The following is a 25869-nucleotide window of genomic DNA, read 5'->3' on the forward strand; positions in this document are numbered from 1 at the left end:
TTCGCGCCGGGAGGAGCGGGTGCGACCGAGACTTTAGACAGCCCCCCGCCGCGCCCGCAATGCGTTAGATGGCGTCGCGCTCGGCCGCTTCAAGATACAGGGCGCGCAAACGGGTCGCGATCGGACCCGGCTTGCCGTCGCCGATCTTGGCCCCGTCGATGGAGACGGCCGGCATCACGAAGCCGGTGGCCGAGGTGTAGAAGGCCTCCTTCGCGCGCTTGACCTCATCGACCGAGAAGGCGCGCTCCTCCAGCTCCAGCCCCTGTTCGGCGATCAGGGCGATGACGGCGGCGCGGGTGATGCCGCGCAGGATGTTGGACTGGGCGTCGCGGGTGCGCAGGCGGCCGTTCTCATCGACGATCCAGGCGTTGGTGGACGAGCCTTCGGTGACCAGACCCATTTCGTCGACCATCCAGGCCTCGGCCGCGCCGCGTTCCTTGGCCGCCTGTTTGGCCAGGACATTGGGCAGAAGGCCGACCGTCTTGATGTCGCAGCGGCCCCAGCGGATGTCCGGCTGGGTGATGACGGCCACGCCCTTGGCCGCCTGGGCGTTGCCCTTGGACAGCGGCAGGGAGCGGGCGGTGATGACCACGCTGGGCGGCGTGCCCTCGGCCGGGAACGGATGGTCGCGCCGGGCCGTGCCGCGCGTGACCTGGATATAGACCAGCCCCTCGACGATGCGGTTGCGGCGCAGGGTCTCCTTCAGCACCGTCTCCAGCGCCTCGCGGCTCATCGGATGGTCGATGCGCAGCTCGTCCAGGCTGCGCCACAGGCGGGTCAGATGGCCGTCGAAGTCGGCCAGGCGGCCGTCGAACACCGACCAGACCTCATAGACCCCGTCGGCGAACTGGAAGCCGCGATCCTCGATATGGACCACGGCCTGGCCGTGCCGAACATATTGGCCGTTCACATAGGCGACGCGCGACATCAGGCCAGATCCTCATCCTCTCCGCCGCGGGCGGGCGAGACGCCCAGCGACTTCAGTTTTCTATGCAGGGCCGACCGCTCCATGCCGATGAAGGCGGCGGTGCGGCTGATGTTGCCGCCGAAACGCATGATCTGGGCGGCCAGATACTCGCGCTCGAACACTTCGCGCGCCTCACGCAGCGGCAGGGCGATGATCCTTTCGGCGCCCAGCATGCCCGGCGATCCGCCGGTGGCGACTTCTTGCGGCAGCATGTCGGCGGTGATCGCCTCATCCGCGTCGCCGGTCGACAGGATCAGCAGCCGTTCGATGTTGTTGCGCAACTGGCGGACGTTGCCGGGCCAGGGGTGGACCTGAAGCACGGCGATGGCGTCCTCGCCCACGCGGCGACGCTGAAGCCCCTGCGACGCCGCCAGGGAGTCGATGAAATAGTCGATCAGGTCCGAGATGTCCTCGCGCCGTTCCGACAACGGCGGCACCCGGATGGGCACCACGTTCAGCCGGTGGAACAGGTCTTCGCGGAACCGCCCCTCTGCGATCTCGATCTTCAGGTCGCGCGAGGTCGAGGTGACGACCCGCACATCGACCTGGACGTCCTGTTCGCCGCCGACGCGGCGGAAGCGCTGTTCGACCAGAACGCGCAGGATGCGGCTCTGACTCTCGCGCGGCATGTCGGCGACATCGTCGAGATACAGGGTGCCGTTGTGGGCGCGCTCGAACACGCCGATCTTGGACGGGCGGCCGTCGGCCCCCTCTTCGCCGAACAGTTCGACGTCCAGGCGTTCGGGCGTCATGCCGGCGGCCGAGATGGCCACGAACTCGCCGCGCGAGCGCGGGCTGGCCTCGTGGATCTGGCGCGCGACCAGCTCCTTGCCCGATCCGGGCGGGCCGGAGACCAGGACGCGGCTGTTGGCGGGGGCCACCTTGGCGATGGTGGTGCGCAATAGCTGGGCGGCGGCCGACTTACCGATCAATCCCACCGGAGCCATGGCCTGGGCGCGCAGACGCCGGTTCTCGCGCTTCAGCGAGGCGGCTTCCAGCGCCCGATCAATAACCACAACCAAACGGTCGGATTTGAACGGTTTTTCGATGAAATCATAGGCCCCGCGCTTCAACGCGCTGACGGCGGTTTCGATATTGCCGTGGCCCGAGATCATGACGACCGGCAGGTCCGGGTCCAGCCCCTGGACCACGTCCAGCAGCTCCAGCCCGTCCAGGCCGCCGCCCTGCATCCAGATGTCGAGAACGGCCAGCGAGGGCTTTCTGGCCCGGATCGCGGCCAGGGCCTCGTCCGAGTTCGAGGCCGTGCGCACGGCGTGGCCCTCGTCCTCCAATAGGCCCGAGACGAGATCGCGGATGTCCGCCTCGTCGTCGACGACCAGAATGTCGGCTCCAGTGGATCGCATGGGTTCGCTCGCTATTCGGCGGCGACCGCGCCGGCGCCCTTGGACGCCTCGTCGCGGCCGGCCTTGACGGTCGGTTGCAGGGGGAAGGTCAGAGAAATTCGCGCGCCGCCCAGCCGTGCGGCGTCGGCCAGCCGCAGCTCGCCGCCATGGTCCTCACAGATGCGTTTGACGATGGCCAGGCCCAGGCCCGTGCCCTTCTCGCGCGTGGTGACATAGGGTTCGGTCAGGCGGTCGCGGTCCTTGGCGGGCAGGCCGACGCCGTCATCCTCGATGACGAAGGCGGCGACGCCGTCCTCGACCTCCAGGCGAGCGATGACGCCCGGATGGGCGCGGTCGAAGCTCATGCCCTTGGCGGCGCGATGCGCGGCCACCGCCTCGCCCGCGTTCTTCAGGATGTTGGTCAGGGCCTGGCCGACCATGCGGCCGTCACAGTTCAGCACCGCCTTGGGCAGGGGTTCGGCGATCTCGACCAGGATCTCGGGCGCCGCGACGCGCTGGGCGAAGACGGCCTGGCGCAGCAGTTCGGCGGGATTTTCGGGCGCGAAACGCGGCGCGGGCATCCGCGCGAAGGCCGAGAATTCATCGACCATGCGGCCGATGTCGCCGACCTGGCGGATGATGGTCTCGGTGCAGCGGTCGAAGGTGTCGACGTCGTCGGCGATGCGGGCGCGGTATTTGCGGCGCAGACGTTCGGCCGAAAGCTGGATCGGGGTCAGCGGGTTCTTGATCTCGTGGGCGATGCGGCGGGCCACGTCGCGCCAGGCGGCGTTCCTCTGAGCCGTGACCAGGCGGGTGATGTCGTCGAAGGTCAGCACCATCTCGCCGCCCAGGCCGCCCTCGATGCGGACACGCAGGCGCCGCGTCTCGCCCTCGCGGCTGACGTCGATGTCTTCCTCGATATGCGCCTCGGCCCGGCCGACCAGATCGCTGAGTTCCGGCGAGACCTTGGCCAGGGCCTTGCCGTGGACGTCGGTCTCGGAGATGGCCAGCAGTTGCAGGGCGCTGTCGTTGATGGCCGAGATGCGGCCCCGGCGGTCCAGGCCGATGACCCCGGCGCTGACGCCGGACAGCACGGTCTCGATGAAGCGGCTGCGGGCCTGGGCGTCGTCGCTGGCGGCGCGCAACGCCTCTTGCTGAGCCTGAAGATCGCCTGTCATACGATTGAAAGCGTTGGACAAGACGGCAATTTCGCCTGGATCGTTCTGGGCGTCCACCCGCGCGGTCAGATCCCCGCCCGCCACCTGATCGGCCGCCTTGACCAGGCGGGCGATGGGGGCCGAGATCGCCCCCGCCGCCGACAGACCCAGCCACACGGCGCCGACCAGGACCAGCAGGGCCGTCTCCAGATAGCTGAGCGCGAAGGCCGTCTGGATGCGCGCGCGGCTTTCGGTCGCCTCGCGATAGGCCGCGATGGAATCGGCGCCGTTGCGCATCCGCGCGACCAGGCCCGGCGCCAACGGCCGCACGACGTACAGATAGGCGTCGCCATAGTCGGGCAAGGGATAGACGGCGCGGATGACGTCGGGGTTCTCAGTCACCTCGACCGGCGCGCTTTCGCCCTGGGCCGCCGTCTCGAACGCCTCGTGCGGCGGGGCGACATAGGGCGGGGCGCCCGGCAGCGTCCCCTGGGCCAGCACCGTCCCCCGGCTGTCCAGGATATAGACGGCCGGATAGCCGAAGAAGTCCGCCACCTGGATCAGGGCGCTGGAGAACTGGATGCGGTTGCCGAAGACGCCGCGAACGCCGCCCAGCTCATTGGCCATGGCGTCCAGGTCGCGCTCCAGACCCGAGCCGACGTCGTTGACATAGGCGCGGCCGATCTCGGCGCCGTTGTCGACCGCCGAACGCACATTGTCGCTGAACCACTGGTCGACGCCTCGATTGACCAGAACACCGAACACCAAGGCGATCAGGATGGCCGGCGCCAGGGCCACGGCCGAGAAGATGGCGACGAACCGCAGGTGCAGGCGCGCGCCGGGATCGGCCCTGTCGCGCACCAGACGGCGCACGCGCCGCGCCGCCACGACCGCCAGACCGGCGATGACCACCAGATTGGCCAGAAGAATGTAAAGCACCGCGCGGCTGGCCTGGGCGCGCGCGCCGCCCGTCGTGTCGCCGGGAGCCACGGCCACCAGCCAGATCGCCAAACAGGTGATCAGCACCGCGGCCAGATAGGCCAGACCGAAGGCCGCGCGAGAGCGGCTGCTGGTCAGCCACGCCCAGCGCGAGGCGGCGGGTTCCGAGGCTTCCAGCGCGGCGGGCGTGGCGGTCATGCCACGGCAGCTTCTCTCGACTGTGACGACAAATCAACACCGGAGTTGCAGCCTTGCGTCACGCTCCCGCACCACAGGCTTTCCAGGGCCGCCTCGACCTCGTCCGGCGTGTCCAAACGACACAGGCTGGCCTTGGCGGCGCGGCGTTCGAGCGGATCGGCGGGCCAGGGGGCCTGTTCGACGTACCAGCCCAGATGCTTGCGGAACATCTTCAGGCCCAGCGGCAGGCCGTAGAAGGCGACCGAGGCGCGCAGGTGGTCGATCACGATGGCCAGGCGATCCGCCCTGCCCGGCTCCTCCAACATCGTCCCGTCGGCCAGCGCCCGCTCCAGATAGGCCGGAAGCCACGGCCGCCCATAGACGCCCCGGCCCAGCATCAGGGCGTCGGCGCCCGAGGCGGCCAGCGCCGCCCGCGCGTCATCCGCGCTCAGGATGTCGCCGTTGACGATGACCGGAACGCCGACCGCCGCCTTGACCTCTGCCACGGCGGCCCAGTCGGCGGCGCCGGTGTAGAACTGCTTGCGCGTACGGCCGTGCACGGTGACGGCGGCGACGCCGATGCTCTCGGCCCGGCGGGCGATGTCGGCGGCGTTGCGGGTGGTCTCGTCCCAGCCCAGGCGCATCTTGACCGTGACCGGACGGCTGACCGCGCCCACGACCGCCGCGATGATGCGGCAGGCCTGATCGGGGTCGCGCATCAGGGCCGAACCGCAGGCGGCGCCGGTGACCTCCTTGGCCGGGCAGCCGAAATTCAGGTCGATGATGTCGGCGCCCGCCTGTTCCGCCATGCGCGCCCCCTGGGCCATCTTGCCCGCGTCGGCGCCGACCAGTTGGATGACCGTCAGGGGCAGGCCCTGCCCCACCGCCGCGCGCCGCACCACGTCGGGCCGCCCGCGCGCCAGCTCGGCCGAGGCCACCATTTCGGTGGCGACATAGGGCGCGCCCAGCCGCGCCGCCAGCCGACGGAACGGCAGGTCGGTGATCCCCGTCATGGGCGCGGCCAGCACCCGGCCGGGAATGGTCACGTCTCCGATCTGAAGGTCACGGCTCATGCCGCAGCCAGATAGGGCGTCCGCCCGCCCCGGTCCACGCCTCAGAAGACGACCAGCGCCGTCCGCAGCGCCAGGGCCGCCAGGGTCAGGGTCGCCAGAACGAACAGCCCGAACCGCACCGCGATCACATTGACCGTAGTCTGAACCAGGCTGTGCGCCACCCTGAGACCGACATAGGCCCAGGCCAGGCCGATGTTGACGGCGTCCAGACCGCCCCCGGCGACGGCCAGCGTCAGGGCCGTGGCGTAGAAGAGGGTCGGCTGCTCCATCAGGTGGTTGTAGTTGTCGGCCTTCCAGCGCACGTCGGGGGGCAGTCCACTGAGCAACTGTCCCGACGGTAGGGTCGGATCCAGCTTGATCCGCGCCCGGGACATGGCCGGCAGGCGCGTGGCGTACATCCACACCCAGATGACCAGCGACCACAGCACCAGGGCCGTCACCGGCGCCAATATGGATTCCATCATCGCGCTTCCCCCCAGGAAGGCGGAGGCTGGGCGCGATCAGGACGGCTGTAAAGCGTGCGGGAGGCCCCCTCGTCACGAGCGAAGCCGGACGTTAGAAGCGCCTCATGCAGTTCTCAGCCGTCATCGTCGCCGCCGGAAGCGGGTCTCGCGCCGGGGGCGGCAAACAGTGGCGGCCGCTGGCCGGACGTCCGGTCGTGCGCTGGTCGGTCGAGGCGCTGGCGGCGGCGGGGGCGGACGAGGTGATCGTGGTCATCGCACCGGGGGCGCAGGCGGCGCTGGACGCGGCGCTGAGCGGCTTGGGCGGTTGGCGGGCCGTGACCGGCGGCGCGACGCGGGCGGCCTCGGTGCGCGCGGGGCTGGCGGCCCTGGCGTGCGGGCCGGACCAGCCGGTGCTGATCCATGACGCGGCGCGGCCCCTGTTGTCCGACGAGGTGATCGCGCGGTTGCTGGCGGCGCTGGAGACCGCCGACGGCGCCCTGCCCGGCCTGGCCGTGGCCGACAGTCTGCGAAAAGTCGATGACGGCGCCGTCGGCGACAGCGTGGCCCGCGACGGCCTGGTCCGCGCCCAGACGCCCCAGGCCTTTCGCCGCACGACGGTCGAAGCCGCCCATGCCGCCTGGACCGGCGCCGAGCCGCCGACCGACGAGGCCGAGGCCGTGCGCGCAAACGGGGCCCGCATCGTCGCCGTGGCGGGCGATCCGCGCCTGATGAAGCTGACCTATCCCGAGGATTTCGCCATGGCCGAGGCCCTGATCGCGCGCCGGACCCACGTCGGCATGGGTTTCGACGCCCACCGCTGGGGACCGGGCGGCTCGGTCTGGCTGTGCGGAGTCGAGATCGCGCACGACCAGACCCTGATCGGCCATTCCGACGCCGACGCGGGCCTGCACGCCCTGACCGACGCCATCCTGGGCGCCATCGGCGACGGCGACATCGGCGATCACTTCCCGCCGACCGACCCGCAATGGAAGGGGGCGTCTTCCGACCGCTTCTTGGCCCACGCCGCCGGTCTGGTGGCGGCGCGCGGCGGGCGGATCGTCAATGTGGACGTGACCCTGATCTGCGAACGGCCCAAGGTGAAGCCGCACCGTCAAGCGATGCGTGAACGGCTGGCCGCCCTGCTGGACCTGCCGCTGTCGGCCGTCAGCGTGAAGGCCACCACGACCGAGGCCATGGGCTTCACAGGGCGCGGCGAGGGCCTGGCGGCTCAGGCCGTGGCGACGGTGGAACTGCCAGCGATCTCATAAACTCCGTCATCCTCGGGCTTGTCCCGAGGACCCATGCCGACTTCACTCTGGACCGAAGATGATGCGCAAAGCGGTCTCTCCCATCCGCTGTCGAGCGACGTGGAATGATAGGCCCTCGGGACAAGCCCGAGGGTGACGGATCAAATCACTGCGTGATGTGGCGCCACAGCGAACCGATCAGATTGACGTAGTCGTCAGTCCACGGCCGCACCTGCGTCTGCTGCAACTGGTTCCAGCGCGGGTCGTCGCGATAGCGCGCCAGCCCGGCCTCGGTCGGCGACAGGATCAGGGCCTCGGTGGAGGCCTCGGCCATTTCGGGCGCACGGTCGCTTTCGCGATAGATCTGATGCAGGGCCGGGACATGCAGGGCCTGGGCCGCGGCCTGGGCCGGCAGGGTGATCTCCAGGTTGCGGTTCGACAGGTGCAACAGGACGACGCCGTCCGGTTTCAGCAGGCTGAGATACAGTTTGATCGCCTCTTCGGTCAGCAGGTGCGTGGGCACCGCGTCCGATGAGAAGGCGTCGATGACCAACAGGTCATAGGTCCCCTTGGCCTCCTTGCCGAGCGTCAGACGCGCGTCGCCCAGCACGGTGCGCACCGGCCCGTCGGCGCAGTCGGAGATGAAGGTGAACCATTTCGGATCGCGCGAGATGCGGTCCACCAGCGGGTCGATCTCGAAGAAGGTCAGGGTGTCGGTCGCGCGCTTGTAGCCGGCCAGGGCGCCCGATCCCTGGCCCACCACGCCGATCACGGCGCCGGGCTTGTCGCGCTGGGCCAGGCTGACCTGCCCGATCGGCGTGGACGGCGCATAATAGAGAGTGGGATTGCAGCGCATCACCGGATCGCGCGGCTGGGCGCCGTGCAGGGTGGTGCCGTGCATCAGCACATGGACCGCGCCGCCCATGCGCGGGTCCTGGGTCTCGGCCACCTTCAACACGCCGAAGAAGCTGCGATCCGACAGTTTCGCCTCATAGCCGCGCGCGATGTATTGCGACGACAGGGCCATGGCCGCGATCAGGATGACGAAGGCCGGCGTCCGGTCGCGCAACAGGAAGGCGCAGATCGCCGCCATGCCCAGGATGGCGATCGACAACTGCTGCATGTCCCACGGCACATGGCGGTTGAAGGCCCAGGCCAGGTCCCAGTCGGCCTGGAAGGCGGCCGACAGGATCGGCGGCGTCGCGGCGATCAGCAGGCCGACGACGAAGGTGATGATCTCGGACTTCTCGACCGGGGTCCGCTTCATCGGCCGGGCCAGGCCGACCAGCACCAGCACCAGCGGATATTCCCACACCGTATCGAAGATCACCGGCGCCAGCAGGGCCGTGAAGGCGCCGCCGACCACCCCGCCCAGCGACAGCAGCAGATAGAATTCGGTCAGGCGATCCGGCGCGGGCCGCCGCTCGGCCAGCAGTTGATGGCACATCAGGGCGGTGAAGAAGAAGGTCGCCAGATGGATGGCGAACAACATCGGCCAATAGCCGGTGCGGAAGGCCACCAGCATGATGCAGGCCGCCGTCAGCGTGCCTTGCAGCATCAGCGTCAGCCAGATCGGGATGACCGGCTTGTTCTGGAAGGCGATGACGAAGGTCAGCAGATACAGGGCCAGCGGCACGACCCACAGAAAGGGCGCCGAGGCCACGTCGGTCGACAGATGGGCGGTGACGCCCAGCATCAGGCTGGACGGCGCGGCGGCCAACAGGACCAGTTTCAGCTTGTCGAGCCAGGGGATGGGCGCGCTGACGGCCAGGGGCGGCGGCTCTTCGGCCGCGTCGCGGCTGCGCCAGACCACGACGGCCAGGGCCGCGACCATCAGGATGAAGACGCCATATCCCAGGCTCCAGCCGCCGCGCTGACCGCCCAGGGTCGCCAGCGGCTCGATCAGCAGCGGATAGGACAGCAGGGCCAGGAAACTGCCCAGGTTCGAGGCGGCGTACAGGACATAGGGGTTCTGGCCGTCCTCATGCCCCGCGCGGACACGGGCGTACCAGGCCTGAAGCAGGGGCGCGGTCGCCGACAGCACCGCGAAGGGCGCGCCGACCGACAGCGCCAGGGTCGCCAACAGCCAGCCGATCGGGGCCGAAGGGTTCGGCTCGCCCAGGGCGCCCGAGATGTGCAGCGGCAGGAACAGGGCCGCCGCCAGCAACAGGGCCAGATGCACGCCCACCTGCACCCGGATCGAGCCGATCCGTTGCAGGGCGTGGGCATAGGCGTAGCCGCCCAGAAGCGCCGCCTGGAAGAAGACCATCGAGGTGTTCCACACCGACGGCGATCCGCCCAGCATCGGCAGGACCAGCTTGGCCACCATCGGCTGGACCACGAAGACCAGCGAGGCCGAGGTGAAGATGGCCAGGGCGAACAGGGCGGGCGTCAGCCGGTCGCCCTTTCCGGGCGCGGCGGTCACGACGGCGTCGGTCATTCGGGTCCCCTGGCGTCGGCGCGGTCGACAGCGCCCATCATGGGACGCTAGACCGACTCGCCACGCTTGCGGATAGCCCAAGATGTTTCCCGAAGAGATCGAATCCCTGGCCCGCCGCGTCGTCGTCCGCGCGACCGAACGCGGCCTGACGATCGTCACGGCCGAGAGCTGCACCGGCGGCCTGGTCGCGGGGGCGATCACCGAGATCGCGGGATCTTCGGCGGCGCTGGATCGCGGCTTCGTCACCTACAGCAACGCCGCCAAGGCGCGGATGCTGGGCGTGGCCGAGGCGACGCTGAACGCCCATGGCGCGGTGTCGCGCGAAACCGCCCTGGAGATGGCGCGCGGCGCCGTCGAACAGTCGGACGCGGCGATCTCCGTGGCGATCACCGGCGTGGCCGGGCCGGGCGGCGGCTCGGCCGACAAGCCCGTGGGCCTGGTGCATTTCGCCACGGCGGGACCGGACGGCGGCCTGGTTCACGTCGAGCGCCGGTTCGGCGACATCGACCGCGAGGCGGTGCGCCGGGCCAGCGTCGAACAGGCGCTGGTGATGCTGTTGGAGCGGCTGGGGTGATCGCCGCGACGGTCATCGACGCACGCGGCCACAAATGCCCGGTGCCGACCCTGCGGCTGCGCAAGGCGATGGAAACGGCCGCGCCCGGCGCGCGGCTGACCCTGTTGGCGACCGATCCGATGGCGCGGATCGACGCGCCCTTCCTGATCGATCAGCTCGGCGGGTCGGTGATCGGCGTCGAAGAGACCGACGGCGTCCTGGCGATCACCGTCGAGACGCCCGCCGCGCCGACAGACTGACCACCTCGGCCGAGGTCTCGTCCACATCGGGGGCGCCGCGCGAACGCCAGGCGATCTCCATCTCGGTGGCGAAGGCCCCGCCGTAGAAGATGGCGTTGACGTTCCACGACAGCCAGATCAGCAGCACCACGACCGCGCCGACCGAGCCGTAGGTCGCGCCGAGCTGGGCGATCTGCTCGACATAGATGGCGCACAGCCACGACGAGATCGTCGACAACAGGGTCGCCACCACCCCGCCGGTGATCGACGGCGTCCAGGCCACCCGCGTCCGATGGCTCATGGCGTAGCGGTAGAGCATGGACAGGCCCAGGGCCAGGCCGAGCGCCGGCAAGAGACCGTCCAGCGGCAGGCCGCCCGACGCCGGAGCGGCGCCCGCGGCGGCCGCGCCCGCGGCGGCGTTGCCCGCGTGCATCATCACCCGCGCGGTGACCACGGCGCCGGACACCAGGGTGAACAGGCCGAAGGCGAACAGGGCGACGAAAAAGGCCAGCAGGTTGAACCGGAAGAAGCCGTGCGGCTCAGTTTCATCATGTATGAGATTAAGTCCGGCCAACAATGCCTTGAAACCACGATGCGCAGCATAGGCGCCGATGATCAGGGCGAAGGCCGACTGGGCCGACACCGTGCCGGCCGAGGTCGAGGCCAAACGTTCGATCTCGGCCAGGAAAATGGCCCGCGCCGCGTGCGGCAAGACGTCGGCCAGGGCCGCCGCCTGCTGGCTGACCGGGCCGATCGACAAACCGACCTTGTAGATGCCGATCAGGATGGCGATGGCCGGAAACACCGCCAGCAGGGCGAAGAAGGACACCCCGCCCGTGTACAGCATGACGTCGCGGCCCCAACTGCGGGTGAAGGCCCGCACGGCCAGCCGCCCCCAGAAGGACGGCGAGGCGATCTCGCTTACATTGGAACTCAAGCCGGCTTCCCCACACAGCGCCTGACGAGTCTAACGGAATTCGCGCGCCATGAAAGCGTCATCAACAGGCGCGCCTCACACGCCATTGCATCCGCAAGCACGCCGTCGCTATGGTCCGCGCGCCCGCACCGGGAGTCGGCGGCGGGCTGCTGGAGGCCGCCCTTGGAGTCCGATCCGCGCGTTCTGGTCGTCGCCGCGACCGATGATCGGGCCGGGCCGTTGTGTCAGGGTCTCGACGCCCTGGGCTGGCGCACGGTGACGGCCCATTCGATCCAGGCGGCCGCCGCCACCTTGCGCGACCTGCCTCTGGAAGCCGCCGTGGTCGAGGCGGACGGCCTGGCCGACGATGTCGTGGCCCGGCTGCGTGAAGCCGCCCTGCCCCGCCGCCTGCCGGTGATCGTCATCGGCGCGGACGAAGCGGCCGACGCCGACCTGACGATGAGCCAGACGCCGCACCCGGCCCAGGCGGCCCTGCGGTTGGAGCAGTTGCATCGCGCCGCCATCGCCCAGGAAGAGTTCAATCTGCGCCAGGCCACCTTCGCCGCGCGCGGCGTCGCGCTGAAGACCGACGCGGGGGTCGAATCACGGCCGCGCATCCTGGCCGCCGGGGCGCCGGATCGACGCTTCCTGGCCCTGTCCAACGCCCTGACCGAACGCGGGGCCGAGGTGGTGGCGGCGCCGACGCCCTATACCGCCTTCGACTATCTGCATGAGAGCGCCTTTGACGCGGCGGTGCTGTGGGGCGCCGAAGACCACGCCCCGGCCCTGTCCATCGCCTCGGGCATGAAGCGCAACACGCGCCTGTATCACATCCCCCTGGTCCTCTATCTGCGCGGGACTGGCGAGATAAACCTGAGCGAACTGTACAACCGGGGCCTGGCCGACGTCGCCACGGCCGAGACGTCCGAGGACGAGACGGCCGAGCGGGTGCTGGGCCTGGCCCGCACCCATCGCCGCGACCAGGCGGTGCGGCGGGCGCTGGACGGGGTGCGCGCCTCGGGCCTGATGGACCCGTCGACCGGCCTGTTCACGCCCGAACTGTTCGCGGCCCACCTGGCCAAGCTGGCCCTGGGCGCGCGGGCGCGCAAACGGCCGATGTCGGCCTGCGTCCTGCGGGTGGCCGAGACCGAGGCGGTGCGTCACGCCCGCGCCGGCGGCTGGCTGGACCGGGCCATGCCCCAAATCGGGGCCATGGTGTCGCGCCTGGTCCGCGTCGAGGATACGGCGGCGCGGCTGGCGCCCGAGGTCTTCGCCCTGGCCCTGCCGGCCACGCCCGGCCCGGCGGCGCGCCTGGCGGCCGAGCGCATCGCCGCCGTGATCGGCTGCACCGCCTTCGACGCCGGACCCGACCGTTCGCCCTTCGTGGTCGAGTTCGATGTCGGCGTGGCCGAACTGGGGTCCGAGGAAAGCCCGGCCGCCCTGCTGGAACGGGCGTCGATGGATCTGGCCCGTCACATAGAGACGAGCTGACGGACGCCGCCCCCGATCAGGCCCCCGCCACGCGCGCCAGGTCGGCGGTGATGCGTTCGGCGACCTTCAAGCGATCCTCGGCCGTGGGCCAGTCGCCCTTGACCACGATCTTCTGATCCGGCCGGATCTTCCAGAAGGCGTGGTTCTTCTGGATCAGGCCGACCAGACCGACCGGGTTGGGGAAGCGGTTGTCGCGCAGGGTCAGAACGGCGCCCAACGGCCCGACGTCGATCTTTTCGATGCAGGCGGTGCGGCAGGCGGCCTTGATCCCGACGATGCGGAGCAGTTGCTTCGCCTCGTCCGGCAGCGGGCCGAAGCGGTCGATCAGTTCGGCGGCCAGGGCCTCGCGGTCCTCCATCCGTTCGGCGTCCGACAGGCGGCGATACAGGCTGAGACGAACGTTCAGGTCTGGGACGTAGTTTTCTGGAATCAATACGGATGCGCCGACATTGATCGCTGGCGACCAGCCTCGATCCGGCGCCCCCTCGCCCGCCTCGCGCAGTTCGTTGACCGCGTCCTCCAGCATCTGTTGGTACAGTTCGACGCCGACCTCGCGGATGTGGCCCGACTGTTCGTCGCCCAGCAGATTGCCGCCGCCGCGCTGGTCCAGGTCGTGGCTGGCGAGCTGGAAACCGGCCCCCAGATTGTCCAGCGACTGGAGCACCTGCAGCCGCCGCTCGGCCGACAGGGTCATGGGCTTGGTCGGGTCGGTCGTCAGATAGGCGAAGGCCCGCGCCTTGGACCGGCCGACGCGGCCGCGGATCTGGTACAGTTGAGCCAGACCGAACATGTCGGCGCGGTGCACCACCAGGGTGTTGGCGGTCGGAATGTCGAGACCGGACTCCACGATGGTGGTCGAGACCAGCACATCGTATTCGCCGTCGTAGAAGGCGGTCATGACGGCTTCGAGCTGGGTCGGCGACATCTGGCCGTGGCCGACGACGAATTTCACCTCGGGCACCTGTTCACGCAGGAACCGCTCGATGTCCGGCAGATCCTTCAGGCGCGGTGCGACATAGTAGGCCTGGCCGCCGCGATATTTCTCGCGCAGCAGGGCCTCGCGGACCAAGACCGGGTCCCACGGCGTGACATAGGTGCGCACGGCCAGGCGATCGACCGGCGGGGTGGCGATGATCGACATCTCGCGGATGCCCGACAGGGCCATCTGCAAGGTGCGCGGGATCGGCGTGGCGGTGAGCGTCAGCAGGTGCACGTCGGCGCGCAGCGTCTTCAGCTTCTCCTTGTGCTTGACGCCGAAATGCTGCTCCTCGTCGACGATGACCAAGCCCAGGTCGCGGAAGCCGACCTGATCGGACAGCACCGCATGGGTGCCGACCACGATCTCGAACGAGCCGTCCTTCAGACCCACGCGCGTCTCAGCCGCATCCTTGGCGGTGACCATGCGCGACAGGTGGCGCACCTTGACCGGCCAACCGGCGAAGCGTTCCGAGAAGGTCTTGAAATGCTGGCGCGCCAACAGGGTGGTCGGGGCGACCACGGCCACCTGTTTGCCGCTCATGGCCACCACGAAGGCGGCGCGCAGGGCCACCTCGGTCTTGCCGAAGCCGACGTCGCCGCAGATCAGCCGATCCATCGGCTGGCCCTTGCCGAGATCCTCCAGCACATCGCCGATGGCGTTGAGCTGGTCCTCGGTCTCTTCGTACGGGAAGCGGGCGCAGAATTCGTCGAACAGGCCGGACGACGGGGTGATGGACTCGGTCGTGCGCAGGGCGCGTTTGGCGGCCAGGGCGATCAGGCCCTCGGCCATGGCGCGCAGCCGTTCCTTCGCCTTGGCCTTGCGCGCCTGCCAGCCGGCGCCGCCCAGCCGATCCAGTTGCACGCCGTCGCTGTCGGTCCCGTAGCGCGTCAGAAGGTCGATGTTCTCGACCGGCAGGAACAGCTTGCTCTCGCCCGCGTAGAGGATCTCCAGGCAGTCGTGCGGGGCCTGCTGGATGTCCAGCGTCTTCAGCCCCTCATAGCGGCCGATGCCGTGATCCAGGTGCACGACCAGATCGCCAGCCGTCAGGGCCGAGGCCTCGGCCAGGAAGTTCGACGCCCGGCGCTTGCGCTTGGGCCGAGCCAGGCGGTCGCCCAGGATGTCGGTTTCTGACACCACGGCCAGGTCGTCGGTGGTGAAGCCGTGCTCGACCGGCAGGACGCCGCGCAGATAGACGCCCTGCGGCGCCGCCTGAACGTCGCGCCAGTCGCGCACGGCGATGACGTGTTGCAGCCCATGGTCGCCCAGCATGGCGGCCAGGCGCTCGGACGAGCCTTCGCTCCAACTGGCGAACAGGACGCGGCGGCCCTCGGCCTTCAGCGCCTCGGCGTGGCGGGCCACGGCCTCGAACAGATTGACGCTGTCCTGCGCCCGTTCGGCGGCGAAGGTGCGGCCCAGCCGTCCGCCCGCGTCCTGACCCTCGCCGCTGAACGGCGTGAACCGGCGCACGTCGCGCCCGGCCAGGGCCGAGTTCCAGTCTTCCTGCGTCAGGTAAAGCCGCTGCGGCGCCAAGGCCCGGTTCGACAGGCCCGCGCCCTTGGTCTTGGCCGCCTCGCGCCGCGCCTCATAGGCGTCTTCGGTCAGGCTCCAGCGCTCGCCGCGCGCGCCCTCCGCCTGGTGGTCCAGGAACACCTGGGCGTCATCGGGCAGATAGTCGAACAGCGTGTCCAGCCGGTCGTAGAACAGCGGCAGCCACTGCTCCATGCCCTGGCGGCGCGCGCCCTCGCTGATCGAGACATAGAGCGGATCGTCGCCGCCCGCGCCGAACAGGTTCAGATAGCCGGTGCGGAACCGCGACACGGCGTCGGCGTCCAACTGGATCTCCGACACCGGGGCCAGGTCCACGGCCTTGCGCTGGCCGGTCGATCGCTGGGTCTCGGGATCGAAGGTGCGAATGGACTCCAGCTCTGAACCGAACAGGTCCAGCCGCACCGGATCGTCGAAGCCCGGCGGGAAGACGTCGATCACCCCGCCGCGCACCGCGAACTCGCCACGTTCCGACACGGTCGAGGCGCGGACATAGCCGTTGGCGGCGAAATACCGCTCCAGCGCCGCCGTATCGAGGTCCTGGCCGACACGGGCCGAGAAGCCGGCGCGCCGGGTGGCGTCCTTGGGCGGGGTGCGCTGGATCGCTCCGGCCACGGTGGCGACGACCAGCAGCGGCGGATCGCCCGCCTTGCGTTCGGCCAGCCGCGTCAGGGTCGCCATCCGCTGGGCCGCCACCGAGGCGGACGGACTCAGCCGATCATAGGGCAGGCAATCCCAGGCGGGGTATTCCAGAATTTCAATATTTTGGGCGAAAAACTGGAATGCCTGAGTGAAGCTTCCCGCGCGCTGGAAATCCCGCGCGACGAACAGGCCCAGGCCGCCGTCGGCCAGCGCCCGCGCCACGATCAGGGCGTCCAGCCCCTCGGGCGCGCCGCCCAGCTCCACGTCCATGCGCCGCGCGGCCGATCCGTCCATCAGCCCGCGCCCTGGGCCACCACGGCGGCGACATGGTCGCGCATGAAGGCGCGGATGCGGGCCATCAACGGGGTCTCATGCTCGGCCGGGGTCGGCTCGCGGCCGATGATCCAGGCGTACAGATACTGGTCGTCGATGTTCAGCAAGGCCTCCAGCTCGTCCAGCTCGGCCTCGGTCAGGGACGGGCCTTCGCGCTCCACGAACGGACCCAGCACCAGGTCCGCCTCGCGGAAGCCGCGACGCCAGGCGCGGAAGGCGATGCGCCCGCGTTTCTCGTTCAGACGTGCGTTATCCTCGGCCACGCGGTTTTCCCGCTCCGTTTCATCATCAAGGCGCGTCAGATAGCGTTCCGCCGGACGTTTCGCCAGCTATGGTGGCGCGGAAATGCGGCCGGAGATTCTCTTTCCCCTGTTCGCGCCGGTCACCAGCCTGAAAGGCGTGGGACCGCGCGTCGCCCCGCTGGTCGAACGGCTGGCGGGACCGTTGGTGCGCGACCTGGTCTTTCTGACGCCCACGGGCGTGATCCGGCGACGCCCGATGACCGCCGCCGACGCCGTCGAGGGCGAGGTCGGAATTTTCCGCCTGCGGATCGACCGGCTGATCCCGCCGCACAAGATCGGCGCGCCGTTCCGGCTGCGGGCGTCGGACGACACCGGCTTCGTGCATCTGATCTGGTTCGCCGGCTCGCCCCAGCAGATCGAGCGGCTGGCCCCGCGCGGGACCGAGCGCGTCGTCAGCGGCAAGATCGAACGGTTCAACAGCGAGGTGCAGGTTCCGCACCCCGACTACATCCTGCCGCCCGAACGCGCCGATGAGATTCCGGCCGCCGAACCCGTCTATCCGGCGACGCAGGGCCTGACCTCGCGTCAGGTGCGCAAACTGGCGCAGGCGGCGCTGGCGACCGCCCCGGACCTGGCGGAATGGCAGGACCCGGCCTGGCTGGCCGCGCGCGGCTGGACCGGCTGGCGCGCCGCGCTGGAGACCGTGCACGCCCCCACGAGCGAGTTCGACCTGTCCGACGAGGCGCCGCCGCGTCAGAGGCTGGCCTATGACGAGCTGCTGGCGCACCAACTGGCCCTGGCCCGGCGTCGCCGCGCACGCCTGGTCGAACCGGCCCCGGTCATCGCCCCGGGCGAGGCGTCGGAACGGTTGCTGGCCGCCCTGCCCTTCACACTGACCGGCGCCCAGACCCAGGCGATAGCCGAAATCCGCGCCGACCTGGCCTCGGGCTGGCGCATGGGGCGGCTGCTTCAGGGCGACGTCGGCTCCGGCAAGACGGCGGCGGCGGCCCTGGCCCTGGCCGATGCGGCGTCCAGCGGCTTCCAGGCGGCCCTGATGGCCCCGACAGAGATCCTGGCCCGCCAGCACCATCAGCGGCTGGGACCGATGCTGGAGGCGGCGGGGGTGTCGTCCATCCTGCTGACCGGCCGCGACGGGGCGGCGGAACGGCGCCGGAAGCTGCAAGCCCTGCTGGACGGTTCGGTCCAGGTCGTGATCGGCACCCACGCCCTGTTCCAGGACGCGGTGCGGTTCGACCGGCTGGCCCTGGCCGTCGTCGACGAACAGCACCGTTTCGGCGTCAGCGAGCGCCAGCGGCTGCAGGCCAAGGGCGATCCGCGCCTGGGCGGGGTGCATCTGCTGACCATGTCGGCCACGCCCATCCCGCGCACGCTGGAGCTGACCCAATACGGCGAACTGGACGTCTCGCGCCTGACCGAGAAACCGCCGGGCCGCACGCCGGTGACCACGGCGGTCCTGCCCCTGGCCCGGATCGGCGAGGTGGCGAAACGGCTGAAGGCGGCGCTCGACACGGGCGCCCAGGCCTATTGGATATGCCCCCTGGTCGCCGAGTCCGAGGCCAGCGACCTGGCCGCCGCCGAGGCGCGGGCCGGCGATCTGCGACGCATCCTGGGCGTCCAGGTCGGGCTGGCGCACGGCCGGATGGACAGCGCGGAGCGGGAACGGGTCATGGCCGATTTCGCCGACGGCCGCCTGCCGCTGCTGGTCGCCACGACCGTGGTCGAGGTGGGCGTGGACGTGCCCAACGCCACCATCATGGTGATCGAACACGCCGACCGTTTCGGCCTGGCCCAACTGCACCAGCTTCGCGGCCGGGTCGGACGCGGGGCCAAGGCCAGCGCCTGCATCCTGCTGTACGGCGCGGGACCTGACGGAACCCTGGGCGAGACGGCCAAGGAACGGCTGGACATGCTGCGTCACAGCGAGGACGGCTTCGAGATCGCCGAGGCGGACTTCCGTCTGCGCGGCGGCGGCGATCCGCTGGGCCTGAAACAGAGCGGCTTCCCGGCCTATCGTTTCGCCGATCCGATCCGGCATCGGTCGCTGATGCTGGCGGCGGCCGACGATGCGCGGATGCTGCTGGATCGCGACCCGGATCTGGTCTCGCCGCGCGGCCGGGCGGTGCAGGTGCTGGAGGCCCTGTTCGACTGGCGGACTCAGCGCCTCGGAACCGACTGAGCCGCCCGCCAATTGCTCAGCCGCGTCTGAACATCAGCTTCAATATCACCATAGAACAGGTTGTAAGGGCGCGCCATTCTGCGTTCCGTCCAATTCCCTTGCTCGCGGAAAGATTCGCGACGCGGCGCGGTGTGGCGCAACAGTCCGTCGCGGCACTGGGTGGCCATCTCGCGGGCCATCAAGGCCGGGCGGGCGCCCCATTCCAGGCCGGTGGCGTTGGTGGCGCCGCGATGATTTCGGGCCTGGACCGGCGCCGCATCGGTCGAGCCGGTGACGGGGTTGACGCACAGGGCCGCCCGTCCGCCCAGATCGACCAGCCGCCCACGGTCGTCCCAGACCAGCGCCCGACGCAGCCGCCGCCTGGCCGCGCCCTCGTCGCCGTCGTTCACCTGCGACCAGGCCAGCATGCAGCCGGTCTGAACCCGCGTCGAACAGGCCGGGATCGGCGCGCGGTCCCGCGCCGTCACCGTGTCGATCAGATAGGCGGCCACTAGGCGTCCGCGCAGCGCGGCGTCAGGCGCCATGCGGCTTCGCAACAGCCGATCCACCAGCTCCCCGCCCTGCTCCACCCCCGCCAGGATGATCGGGCCGGTGGGATGCGCGGCCAAGAAGGCGGTGAAGGCGGCGTCGACATCGGCATAGGCGAAGGCCCGCGCCTCACGCGCGTCGTCACGCAGGGTCAGTCGGGCGTAGAGGCTGGCCTGGCGATAGCGCGGCGCGCTGATCGATCCGGCGTGGGCGAACGGCCCGGCGTAGTTGGGCAGGACCACGCGCCGCAGATAGGCGTCGGCCTGCGGGTCGCCGATCGGGCCGTTCCACTGGCGGGCGGCCGCGAAGGTGGTCGGATGCACGAAGAAGACCGCCGCCGGTCCCGCGCCGTCGATCCGCACGTCCCGCATGGCCCAGGCCTGGGCGTCGGCATAGGCGGCCGGCGGCGGCGGCTCATAGGTCTGGAACGGCTGCTGCGGGTCCAACCCGGCGCGCAGGATGTCGCCCCGCCACACGGCGACGGCGGCCGTCAGGATCAGGACGGCGGCGAAGCCGACGTAGCCGACCCACTGGCGCAGGGTCAGCCGGGGCGGTCTCATCGATAGGGGTCCGGCTGGGACAGGAAGCCCTGGACGTAGCGGCGCACGCCCTCCTCCAGCGGCGTCGACTGGCCGGAAAAGCCCAGGGCGCGCAAGCGGTCCATGCGCGCCTCGGTGAAATACTGGTACCGGTCGCGGATCGTCTCGGGCATGTCGACATAGGCGATCGACGGCTCTTTCCCGGCGGCGGCGAAGGTCGCGCGGGCCAGGTCGGCGAACGACCGGGCCTGGCCGGAACCGGCGTTGAAGATCCCATTGACCTGGGGCGTGGCCAGCAGCCAGTCGATGATGTCGACCACGTCGTCGACATAGACGAAGTCGCGCAACTGGCCGCCGTCGGGATAGTTCGGATTGTGCGAACGGAACAGGCTGACCGTCTCGCCCGCGGCCACCTTGGGCCAGATCTGGGTCACGACCGACTTCATCCCGCCCTTATGATATTCGTTCGGGCCATAGACGTTGAAGAATTTCAGCCCCGCCCACTGACGCGGAGCATGCCCCTCGGACGCCTGGCGCACGGCGTATTCATCGAACAATCTTTTTGAATAACCGTAAGCGTTTAGCGGGCATAGCGAAGACAAGGCGTCAATTGCGTCATCGTCCTCGAACCCCCGCTCTCCATCGCCGTAGGTCGCGGCGGACGAGGCGTAGATCAACCGCTTGTCGCGGATGGCGCACCAGTCCCACAGGTCGCGCGACAGGCTGAAATTGGTGCGCAGGATCAGGTCGGCGTCCGGCTCGGTGGTCGAGGATATGGCCCCCATGTGGATCACGGCGTCCACGATCTCGGCATGCTGCTCCAGCTTTTGGAACAGCTCCTCGGGCGCCCACAGGTCGGCGATCCGGCTCTTGGCGATGTTCTTCCACTTGGCCAGATCGGCCGTCTCCAGCCGGTCGCAGACGACGACGTCCCAGCGGTCCTCGGCCGCCAGCCGGGCGACGATGTTCGAGCCGATGAAACCGGCGCCGCCGGTCACCACCATCATCCGCCGGGTCACGCCGCGCCTCCTGACAATTTCTCGATGGTCCGGGTGGTCGAAAAGCCGTCGCGGAAATCCGCCAGCCTGACCTCGCCGCCCCAGCTTTCGACCAGGTCGCCGCCGATCACGCCCTCACGCGTGTAGTCAGACCCCTTGATCAGCACGTCGGGCCGCAGCCGTTCGATCAGGGCGATGGGCGTCGGATCGTCGAAGGCCGTCACCCGGTCCACGCTGGCCAGGCCGCCCAGGACCACGGCGCGGCTCTCCAGGTCATTGACCGGACGCCCGTCGCCCTTCAACCGCCGCACCGAGGCGTCGGTGTTCAGCGCCACGATCAGGCGGTCGCACCAGCTACGGGCCTGCTGCAGATAGGCGACGTGGCCGCGGTGCAGGATGTCGAAACAGCCGTTGGTGAAGCCGACCCTCAGGCCCTGACGCCGCCAGGTCTCGACCTCGACGGCCAGTTCGTCCAGCGGCGTCACCTTGGCGTGGGCGGCCAGGGCGTGCTGGCTCATCTCGGCCTCGATCAGTTCGGCGGACGTGACCACGGCCGTGCCGGCCTTTCCGACCACCACGCCCGAGGCCAGGATGGCGAAGGCCGTCGCCTGTTCCAGCGAGGCGCCCGCACCCAGCGCCAGGCCCAGCGCCGCCAGGCCGGTGTCGCCGGCGCCGGACACGTCGAACACCTCGCGCGCCCGGCCAGGGAAATGCCGCACGGGACCGCCGCGCCGCATCAGGCTCATGCCCTTGCCCGCGCGGGTCACGACCACGGCCTTGGCGGTCGTGGCGTCCAGCAGGGCCTTCAGCGCCGCCTCGACCTCGGCGTCGGTCGCGACCGGCAGGCCCGTGGCCGCCGCCAGTTCGCCCGCGTTCGGCTTGATGACATCGACGGCGCCGTAGCGGGCGAAGTCACGGCCCTTGGGATCGACGATCACCGGCGCGCCGCCGGCCAAGGCGGCCTGGATCGCCTTTTCACCGACGCCGCCCTTGGCGTAATCCGAAAGAAGAATGACCGAAGCATTTGAAAATGCGATGCTCGCCTCGATCTCACGTCGTCCCTGCGCTTCATCGTCCAGCCGCAGAAGCTGCTGACCGGCGGCGACGAAACGCGTCTTGACGATGGTCGCCGCCTCGGCCCGCGCCTCAAGGAAATCGTCGATGCCGGGTTCGGCCGCGATCAGGGCGGCCAGCTCCTGGCCCGCCGCATCCTGGCCGACCACGCCCGCCAGCCGCGCCCGCCCGCCCAGGGCCGCGACATTGCGGGCGACATTGCCCACCGCGCCGGGCATGGCGATGGATCGGGTGGCGCGCAGCACCGGGATCGGCGCCTCGGGCGAGATGCGTCCGACCTCGCCATAGACGAAGCGGTCCAGCATCAGATCGCCGACACAGGCGACCGTGACGCCGCGAATGCGATCCAGCAGCCCTTGCAGGGCGCCGAGGTCCAACGGCGGGTCTTGGGTGTCGGCCATGTCTTGCGACTAGCGGATTCAGGCGGCCTTGGCGACGGGTCCCTTGACGCCGCTGGCGATGGCCAGGTCGTCGAAGGCGATCAACTGGGCCGCCAGGGCCTCGAATTGATCCAGCGGCACCATGTTCGGGCCGTCCGACGGGGCGTTGTCCGGGTCCTGGTGCGTCTCCATGAAGACGGCGTCCACGCCCACTGAGACGGCGGCCCGGGCCAGAACCGGCACGAACTCGCGCTGGCCGCCCGAGGACGTGCCTTGGCCGCCCGGCTGCTGCACGCTGTGGGTCGCGTCGAACACGACCGGACAGCCGATCTCGCGCAGCACCGGCAGGGCGCGCATGTCGCTGACCAGGGTGTTGTAGCCGAAGCTGGCGCCGCGTTCGCAGGCCATGACGTTGGGATTGCCCGCGCCGACCACCTTGGCGATGACGTTCTTCATGTCCCAGGGGGCCAGGAACTGGCCCTTCTTGATGTTGACCGCCTTGCCGGTGGCGGCGGCGGCCAGCAGCAGGTCGGTCTGACGGCTGAGGAAGGCCGGGATCTGAAGCACGTCCACGACCTGGGCGGCGATGGCGCAGTGTTCTTCGGTATGCACGTCGGTCAGGACCGGCAGGCCGACGCTGTCGCGGATCTCAGCGAAGATCGGCAGCGAGCCTTCCAGGCCGAAGCCGCGCGCGGCGCTGGCGCTGGTGCGGTTCGCCTTGTCGAAACTGGTCTTGTAGATGATGCCGACGTTCAGCCGTTCACCGATCTCCTTCAGGGCATGGGCCATCTCCAGCGCGTGCTGGCGGCTTTCCAACTGGCAGGGACCGGCGATGAAGACGATGCGGCGGCCGCCGCCGATCACGACGGGGCGGGCGAGACCCTGGGACAGTTCGATGACGGCGTTGGGACGGCTCACGGGCGGAACTTTCGTATGGATCAATGCGCGGACGCGGGTCATGGCGTAGGTGTGCGGCGATCAGGTGGCGCCGCGCGCGTCAGGATTCAAGCTATAGGGGGAAACGACCCGTGACCACAGAGGCTGATCGCCCCGTCATCCTGTGGTTTCGTCGCGATCTGCGGCTGGAGGACAACCCCGCCCTGGCCCATGCGGTCCAGACCGGGCGGCCGATCATGCCGGTCTATATCCTCGATCCCGCCCACGGCCGCGCGCCCGGAGCGGCGTCGTGGTGGTGGCTGGACAAGTCGCTGAGGGCCTTGGACGCGGCGCTGCGCGCGCGCGGGTCGCGGCTGATCCTGAGACGGGGCGATGGCGAGGCCGAACTGCGCCGTCTGATCGACGAAACCGGCGCCGACGCCGTGTTCATGAACCGGCTGTCCGAGCCGGACGCCTCGGCGCGCGACGCCGACATCGCCCACGCCTTGAAGGCCGAGGGCGTCGAGTGCCGGGGTTGGAACGGCGCATTGCTGTGTCGGCCGGGCGGGGTGGTGACCGGCGCGGGCGGGCCGTACAAGGTCTTCACCCCCTTCTTTCGCGCCCTGATGGAGACCCTCGAAACGCCGCCGCCCCTGCCCGCGCCGGACCCCATCGTGACGCCGAGCGGGATCGACGGCGACCGCATCGACGACTGGGATCTGCATCCGACCCGGCCCGACTGGTCCACGCGCTTCGACTGGACGCCGGGCGAAGACGGCGCCGCCGCCGCCCTGTCCGCCTTTCTGACGCACGGCCTGGCCGACTATGCCGACGGCCGAGACCGCCCGGCCCAGCCCGCGACCAGCCGCCTGTCGCCGCATCTGCATTTCGGCGAGATCAGCCCCTGGCGGGCCGTCGCCGCCGCGCGCCGCGCCGCCGCCGAAGGCCGGGTTTCGGCAGTCCAGGCCGAGACCTTCGTCAAGGAGATCGCCTGGCGCGAATTCTCGGCCCATCTGCTGCATCATTTCCCCTATGTCGCCGACCGCGCCTTCCGGCCCGAATACGACGCCATGCCGTGGCGCGACGATGCGGCGGGGTTCGCGGCCTGGACCCAGGGACGAACCGGCTATCCGCTGGTCGATGCGGGCATGCGCCAGCTCTGGGCCACGGGCTGGATGCACAATCGGGTGCGGATGATCGCCGCCTCCTTCCTGGTGAAGGATCTGATGATCGACTGGCGGCGCGGAGAGGCCTGGTTCTGGGACACGCTGGTCGACGCCGATCTGGCCAGCAATATCCAGAACTGGCAGTGGGTCGCAGGATCGGGCGCCGACGCCGCGCCCTATTTCCGCATCTTCAATCCGGTGTCCCAGGGACAGAAGTTCGATCCCGAGGGGCGCTATGTCCGCCGCTGGATTCCAGAGCTGGCCCGCCTGCCCGACCGTTGGCTTCACGCGCCCTGGACCGCGCCCGACGCGGTGCTGCGCGACGCGGGCGTGCGATTGGGGCATGACTATCCGCGACCGATCGTCGACCACGCCCAGGCCCGCGACCGCGCGCTGGCGGCGTTGAAATCCGTAAGCCGGAAACCGGAGGAGCCGTGATGTCCAGCCCGCTGATCTCGACCGCCGACCTGGCGGCGCGCCTGGGCGAGCCGGGTCTCAAGATCATCGACGCCTCCTGGCATCTGGACGGGCGTGACGGGCGGCCGGATTTCGAGGCGGCGCGAATTCCGGGTGCGGTCTTCTTCGATCTGGAGGCGTCTTCGGACGCGAACAGCCCCCTGCCGCATATGCTGCCCAGTCCCGACGTCTTCGGCGAGCGCATGGGACGCCTGGGCGTGTGCGAGCGTGACACGGTCGTCGTTTACGACACGGTCGGCATACGCTCGGCGCCGCGCGTCTGGTGGATGCTGCGAACGCTGGGCGCGCGAAATGTCAGGGTCCTGGACGGCGGCCTGCCCAAGTGGCTGGCCGAGGGGCGGGCGACCGAGACCGGGGCGCCGCGGCCGACCCCGCACGCGACGTTCCGGGCGGTTCTGGATCGCGACGCCGTCGTCGATATCCGCCAGATGCGCGACGCCCTCGCCCAGGGCGCTCAGGTGCTGGACGCCCGGAGCGCCGCCCGTTTTGGAGGCGAGGCCGCCGAGCCGCGCGCGGGCCTGCGGTCTGGCCATATGCCGGGGGCGCTGAACCTGCCGTTTTTAGACGTGATCGCGGCGGATGGCGCAATGAAACGCGGCGACGCCCTGGAGGCGGCGTTCCGCGACGCGGGCGTCGATCTGGAGCGGCCGGTCATCACCACCTGCGGCTCGGGCGTCACGGCGGCGATCCTGAGCCTGGGCCTGGCCGAGTTGGGCCGCCCCTCGCGCCTGTACGACGGCAGTTGGGCCGAATGGGGCGGGCGCGAGGATACGGCGGTCGTGACGGGTCCCTAGAGCCTGATCGGTTGAGGGGGAATCGCTTCGCGATTCCGCCGATGCCGTGAACCAGGCTCCAGGATCATGCTGGACCGAAATCTGAGCCGAGCTGGACGACGTCCAACTCGGCCG

At 69.9% G+C, this 25869-nt stretch carries 20 protein-coding genes; 7 read left to right on the forward strand and 13 right to left on the reverse strand.

Features of this window, described 5'->3' with window-relative positions:
• Positions 1 to 64: 64 nt before the first annotated feature.
• The 5 genes from V7D63_RS06355 to V7D63_RS06375 are packed head-to-tail and all read right to left on the reverse strand — an operon-like array spanning position 65 to position 6117.
• Positions 65 to 928 (reverse strand): D-amino-acid transaminase, encoded by an 864-nt coding sequence (locus V7D63_RS06355; protein WP_333591426.1) that lies wholly within the window; start codon positions 926 to 928, stop codon positions 65 to 67.
• Complete coding sequence (gene ntrX, locus V7D63_RS06360; protein ID WP_333591427.1) at positions 928 to 2331, reverse strand: nitrogen assimilation response regulator NtrX; 1404 nt, start codon at positions 2329 to 2331, stop codon at positions 928 to 930. The genes V7D63_RS06355 and ntrX overlap by 1 nt, the downstream gene beginning before the upstream one ends.
• A gap of 11 nt (positions 2332 to 2342) precedes the next feature.
• Positions 2343 to 4604, reverse strand: a complete 2262-nt coding sequence (locus V7D63_RS06365; RefSeq protein WP_333591428.1) for a sensor histidine kinase NtrY-like — start codon at positions 4602 to 4604, stop codon at positions 2343 to 2345.
• Positions 4601 to 5656: a tRNA dihydrouridine synthase DusB gene (gene dusB / locus V7D63_RS06370; protein WP_333591429.1), complete on the reverse strand. Its 1056-nt coding sequence runs from the start codon at positions 5654 to 5656 to the stop codon at positions 4601 to 4603. Before dusB ends, V7D63_RS06365 begins: the two co-directional genes overlap by 4 nt.
• A 41-nt stretch (positions 5657 to 5697) precedes the next feature.
• Positions 5698 to 6117: an MAPEG family protein gene (locus tag V7D63_RS06375; protein ID WP_333591430.1), complete on the reverse strand. Its 420-nt coding sequence runs from the start codon at positions 6115 to 6117 to the stop codon at positions 5698 to 5700.
• A 107-nt stretch (positions 6118 to 6224) separates the two neighbouring features.
• Between V7D63_RS06375 and V7D63_RS06380 the strand changes: the two genes are divergently transcribed.
• Positions 6225 to 7367, forward strand: a complete 1143-nt coding sequence (locus V7D63_RS06380; RefSeq protein ID WP_333591431.1) for a bifunctional 2-C-methyl-D-erythritol 4-phosphate cytidylyltransferase/2-C-methyl-D-erythritol 2,4-cyclodiphosphate synthase — start codon at positions 6225 to 6227, stop codon at positions 7365 to 7367.
• Positions 7368 to 7512: 145 nt separating this feature from the next.
• On the opposite strand, the gene V7D63_RS06385 is transcribed toward V7D63_RS06380, so the two are convergent.
• A complete protein-coding gene (locus V7D63_RS06385; RefSeq protein ID WP_333591432.1) occupies positions 7513 to 9786 on the reverse strand; it encodes a spermidine synthase in 2274 nt (757 codons plus the stop codon).
• An 82-nt stretch (positions 9787 to 9868) separates the two neighbouring features.
• Between V7D63_RS06385 and V7D63_RS06390 the strand changes: the two genes are divergently transcribed.
• Entirely contained in the window at positions 9869 to 10360 is a 492-nt protein-coding gene (locus tag V7D63_RS06390) for a CinA family protein (RefSeq protein ID WP_333591433.1), read from the forward strand.
• Positions 10357 to 10599: a sulfurtransferase TusA family protein gene (locus V7D63_RS06395; protein WP_442882115.1), complete on the forward strand. Its 243-nt coding sequence runs from the start codon at positions 10357 to 10359 to the stop codon at positions 10597 to 10599. Before V7D63_RS06390 ends, V7D63_RS06395 begins: the two co-directional genes overlap by 4 nt.
• Here the strand turns inward: V7D63_RS06395 and V7D63_RS06400 are convergent.
• The gene (locus tag V7D63_RS06400) at positions 10565 to 11515 is read right to left on the reverse strand and encodes a YihY/virulence factor BrkB family protein (RefSeq protein WP_333591434.1); all 951 of its coding nucleotides are present in this window, start codon (positions 11513 to 11515) and stop codon (positions 10565 to 10567) included. The genes V7D63_RS06395 and V7D63_RS06400 overlap by 35 nt on opposite strands.
• Positions 11516 to 11677: 162 nt before the next feature.
• Here V7D63_RS06400 and V7D63_RS06405 point away from each other — a divergent pair, with 162 nt between their 5' ends.
• A complete protein-coding gene (locus tag V7D63_RS06405; RefSeq protein ID WP_333591435.1) occupies positions 11678 to 12985 on the forward strand; it encodes a diguanylate cyclase domain-containing protein in 1308 nt (435 codons plus the stop codon).
• Between the two features lie 16 nt (positions 12986 to 13001).
• On the opposite strand, the gene mfd is transcribed toward V7D63_RS06405, so the two are convergent.
• Positions 13002 to 16445: a transcription-repair coupling factor gene (gene mfd / locus V7D63_RS06410; RefSeq protein ID WP_333591436.1), complete on the reverse strand. Its 3444-nt coding sequence runs from the start codon at positions 16443 to 16445 to the stop codon at positions 13002 to 13004.
• Complete coding sequence (locus tag V7D63_RS06415; RefSeq protein WP_333591437.1) at positions 16445 to 16747, reverse strand: FAD assembly factor SdhE; 303 nt, start codon at positions 16745 to 16747, stop codon at positions 16445 to 16447. The genes mfd and V7D63_RS06415 overlap by 1 nt, the downstream gene beginning before the upstream one ends.
• Before the next feature lie 82 nt (positions 16748 to 16829).
• On the opposite strand from V7D63_RS06415, the gene recG reads away from it, so the two are divergent.
• Positions 16830 to 18923, forward strand: a complete 2094-nt coding sequence (gene recG, locus V7D63_RS06420; RefSeq protein ID WP_333591438.1) for an ATP-dependent DNA helicase RecG — start codon at positions 16830 to 16832, stop codon at positions 18921 to 18923.
• On the opposite strand, the gene V7D63_RS06425 is transcribed toward recG, so the two are convergent.
• The 4 genes from V7D63_RS06425 to kdsA are packed head-to-tail and all read right to left on the reverse strand — an operon-like array spanning position 18902 to position 23402.
• Entirely contained in the window at positions 18902 to 20011 is a 1110-nt protein-coding gene (locus tag V7D63_RS06425) for a DUF3089 domain-containing protein (protein ID WP_333591439.1), read from the reverse strand. The genes recG and V7D63_RS06425 overlap by 22 nt on opposite strands.
• Positions 20008 to 20997: an ADP-glyceromanno-heptose 6-epimerase gene (gene rfaD / locus V7D63_RS06430; RefSeq protein ID WP_333591470.1), complete on the reverse strand. Its 990-nt coding sequence runs from the start codon at positions 20995 to 20997 to the stop codon at positions 20008 to 20010. The genes V7D63_RS06425 and rfaD overlap by 4 nt, the downstream gene beginning before the upstream one ends.
• An 8-nt stretch (positions 20998 to 21005) precedes the next feature.
• Complete coding sequence (rfaE2, locus tag V7D63_RS06435) at positions 21006 to 22463, reverse strand: D-glycero-beta-D-manno-heptose 1-phosphate adenylyltransferase (protein ID WP_333591440.1); 1458 nt, start codon at positions 22461 to 22463, stop codon at positions 21006 to 21008.
• 18 nt (positions 22464 to 22481) lie between these two features.
• The gene (gene kdsA / locus V7D63_RS06440) at positions 22482 to 23402 is read right to left on the reverse strand and encodes a 3-deoxy-8-phosphooctulonate synthase (protein WP_442882116.1); all 921 of its coding nucleotides are present in this window, start codon (positions 23400 to 23402) and stop codon (positions 22482 to 22484) included.
• Positions 23403 to 23470: 68 nt separating this feature from the next.
• Here kdsA and V7D63_RS06445 point away from each other — a divergent pair, with 68 nt between their 5' ends.
• A complete protein-coding gene (locus V7D63_RS06445; RefSeq protein ID WP_333591442.1) occupies positions 23471 to 24922 on the forward strand; it encodes a cryptochrome/photolyase family protein in 1452 nt (483 codons plus the stop codon).
• Positions 24922 to 25755: a 3-mercaptopyruvate sulfurtransferase gene (sseA, locus tag V7D63_RS06450; RefSeq protein WP_333591443.1), complete on the forward strand. Its 834-nt coding sequence runs from the start codon at positions 24922 to 24924 to the stop codon at positions 25753 to 25755. Before V7D63_RS06445 ends, sseA begins: the two co-directional genes overlap by 1 nt.
• Positions 25756 to 25869 lie beyond the last annotated feature (114 nt).

It is taken from the genome of Brevundimonas sp., from assembly GCF_036732845.1.
Classification (GTDB): Bacteria; Pseudomonadota; Alphaproteobacteria; order Caulobacterales; family Caulobacteraceae; genus Brevundimonas.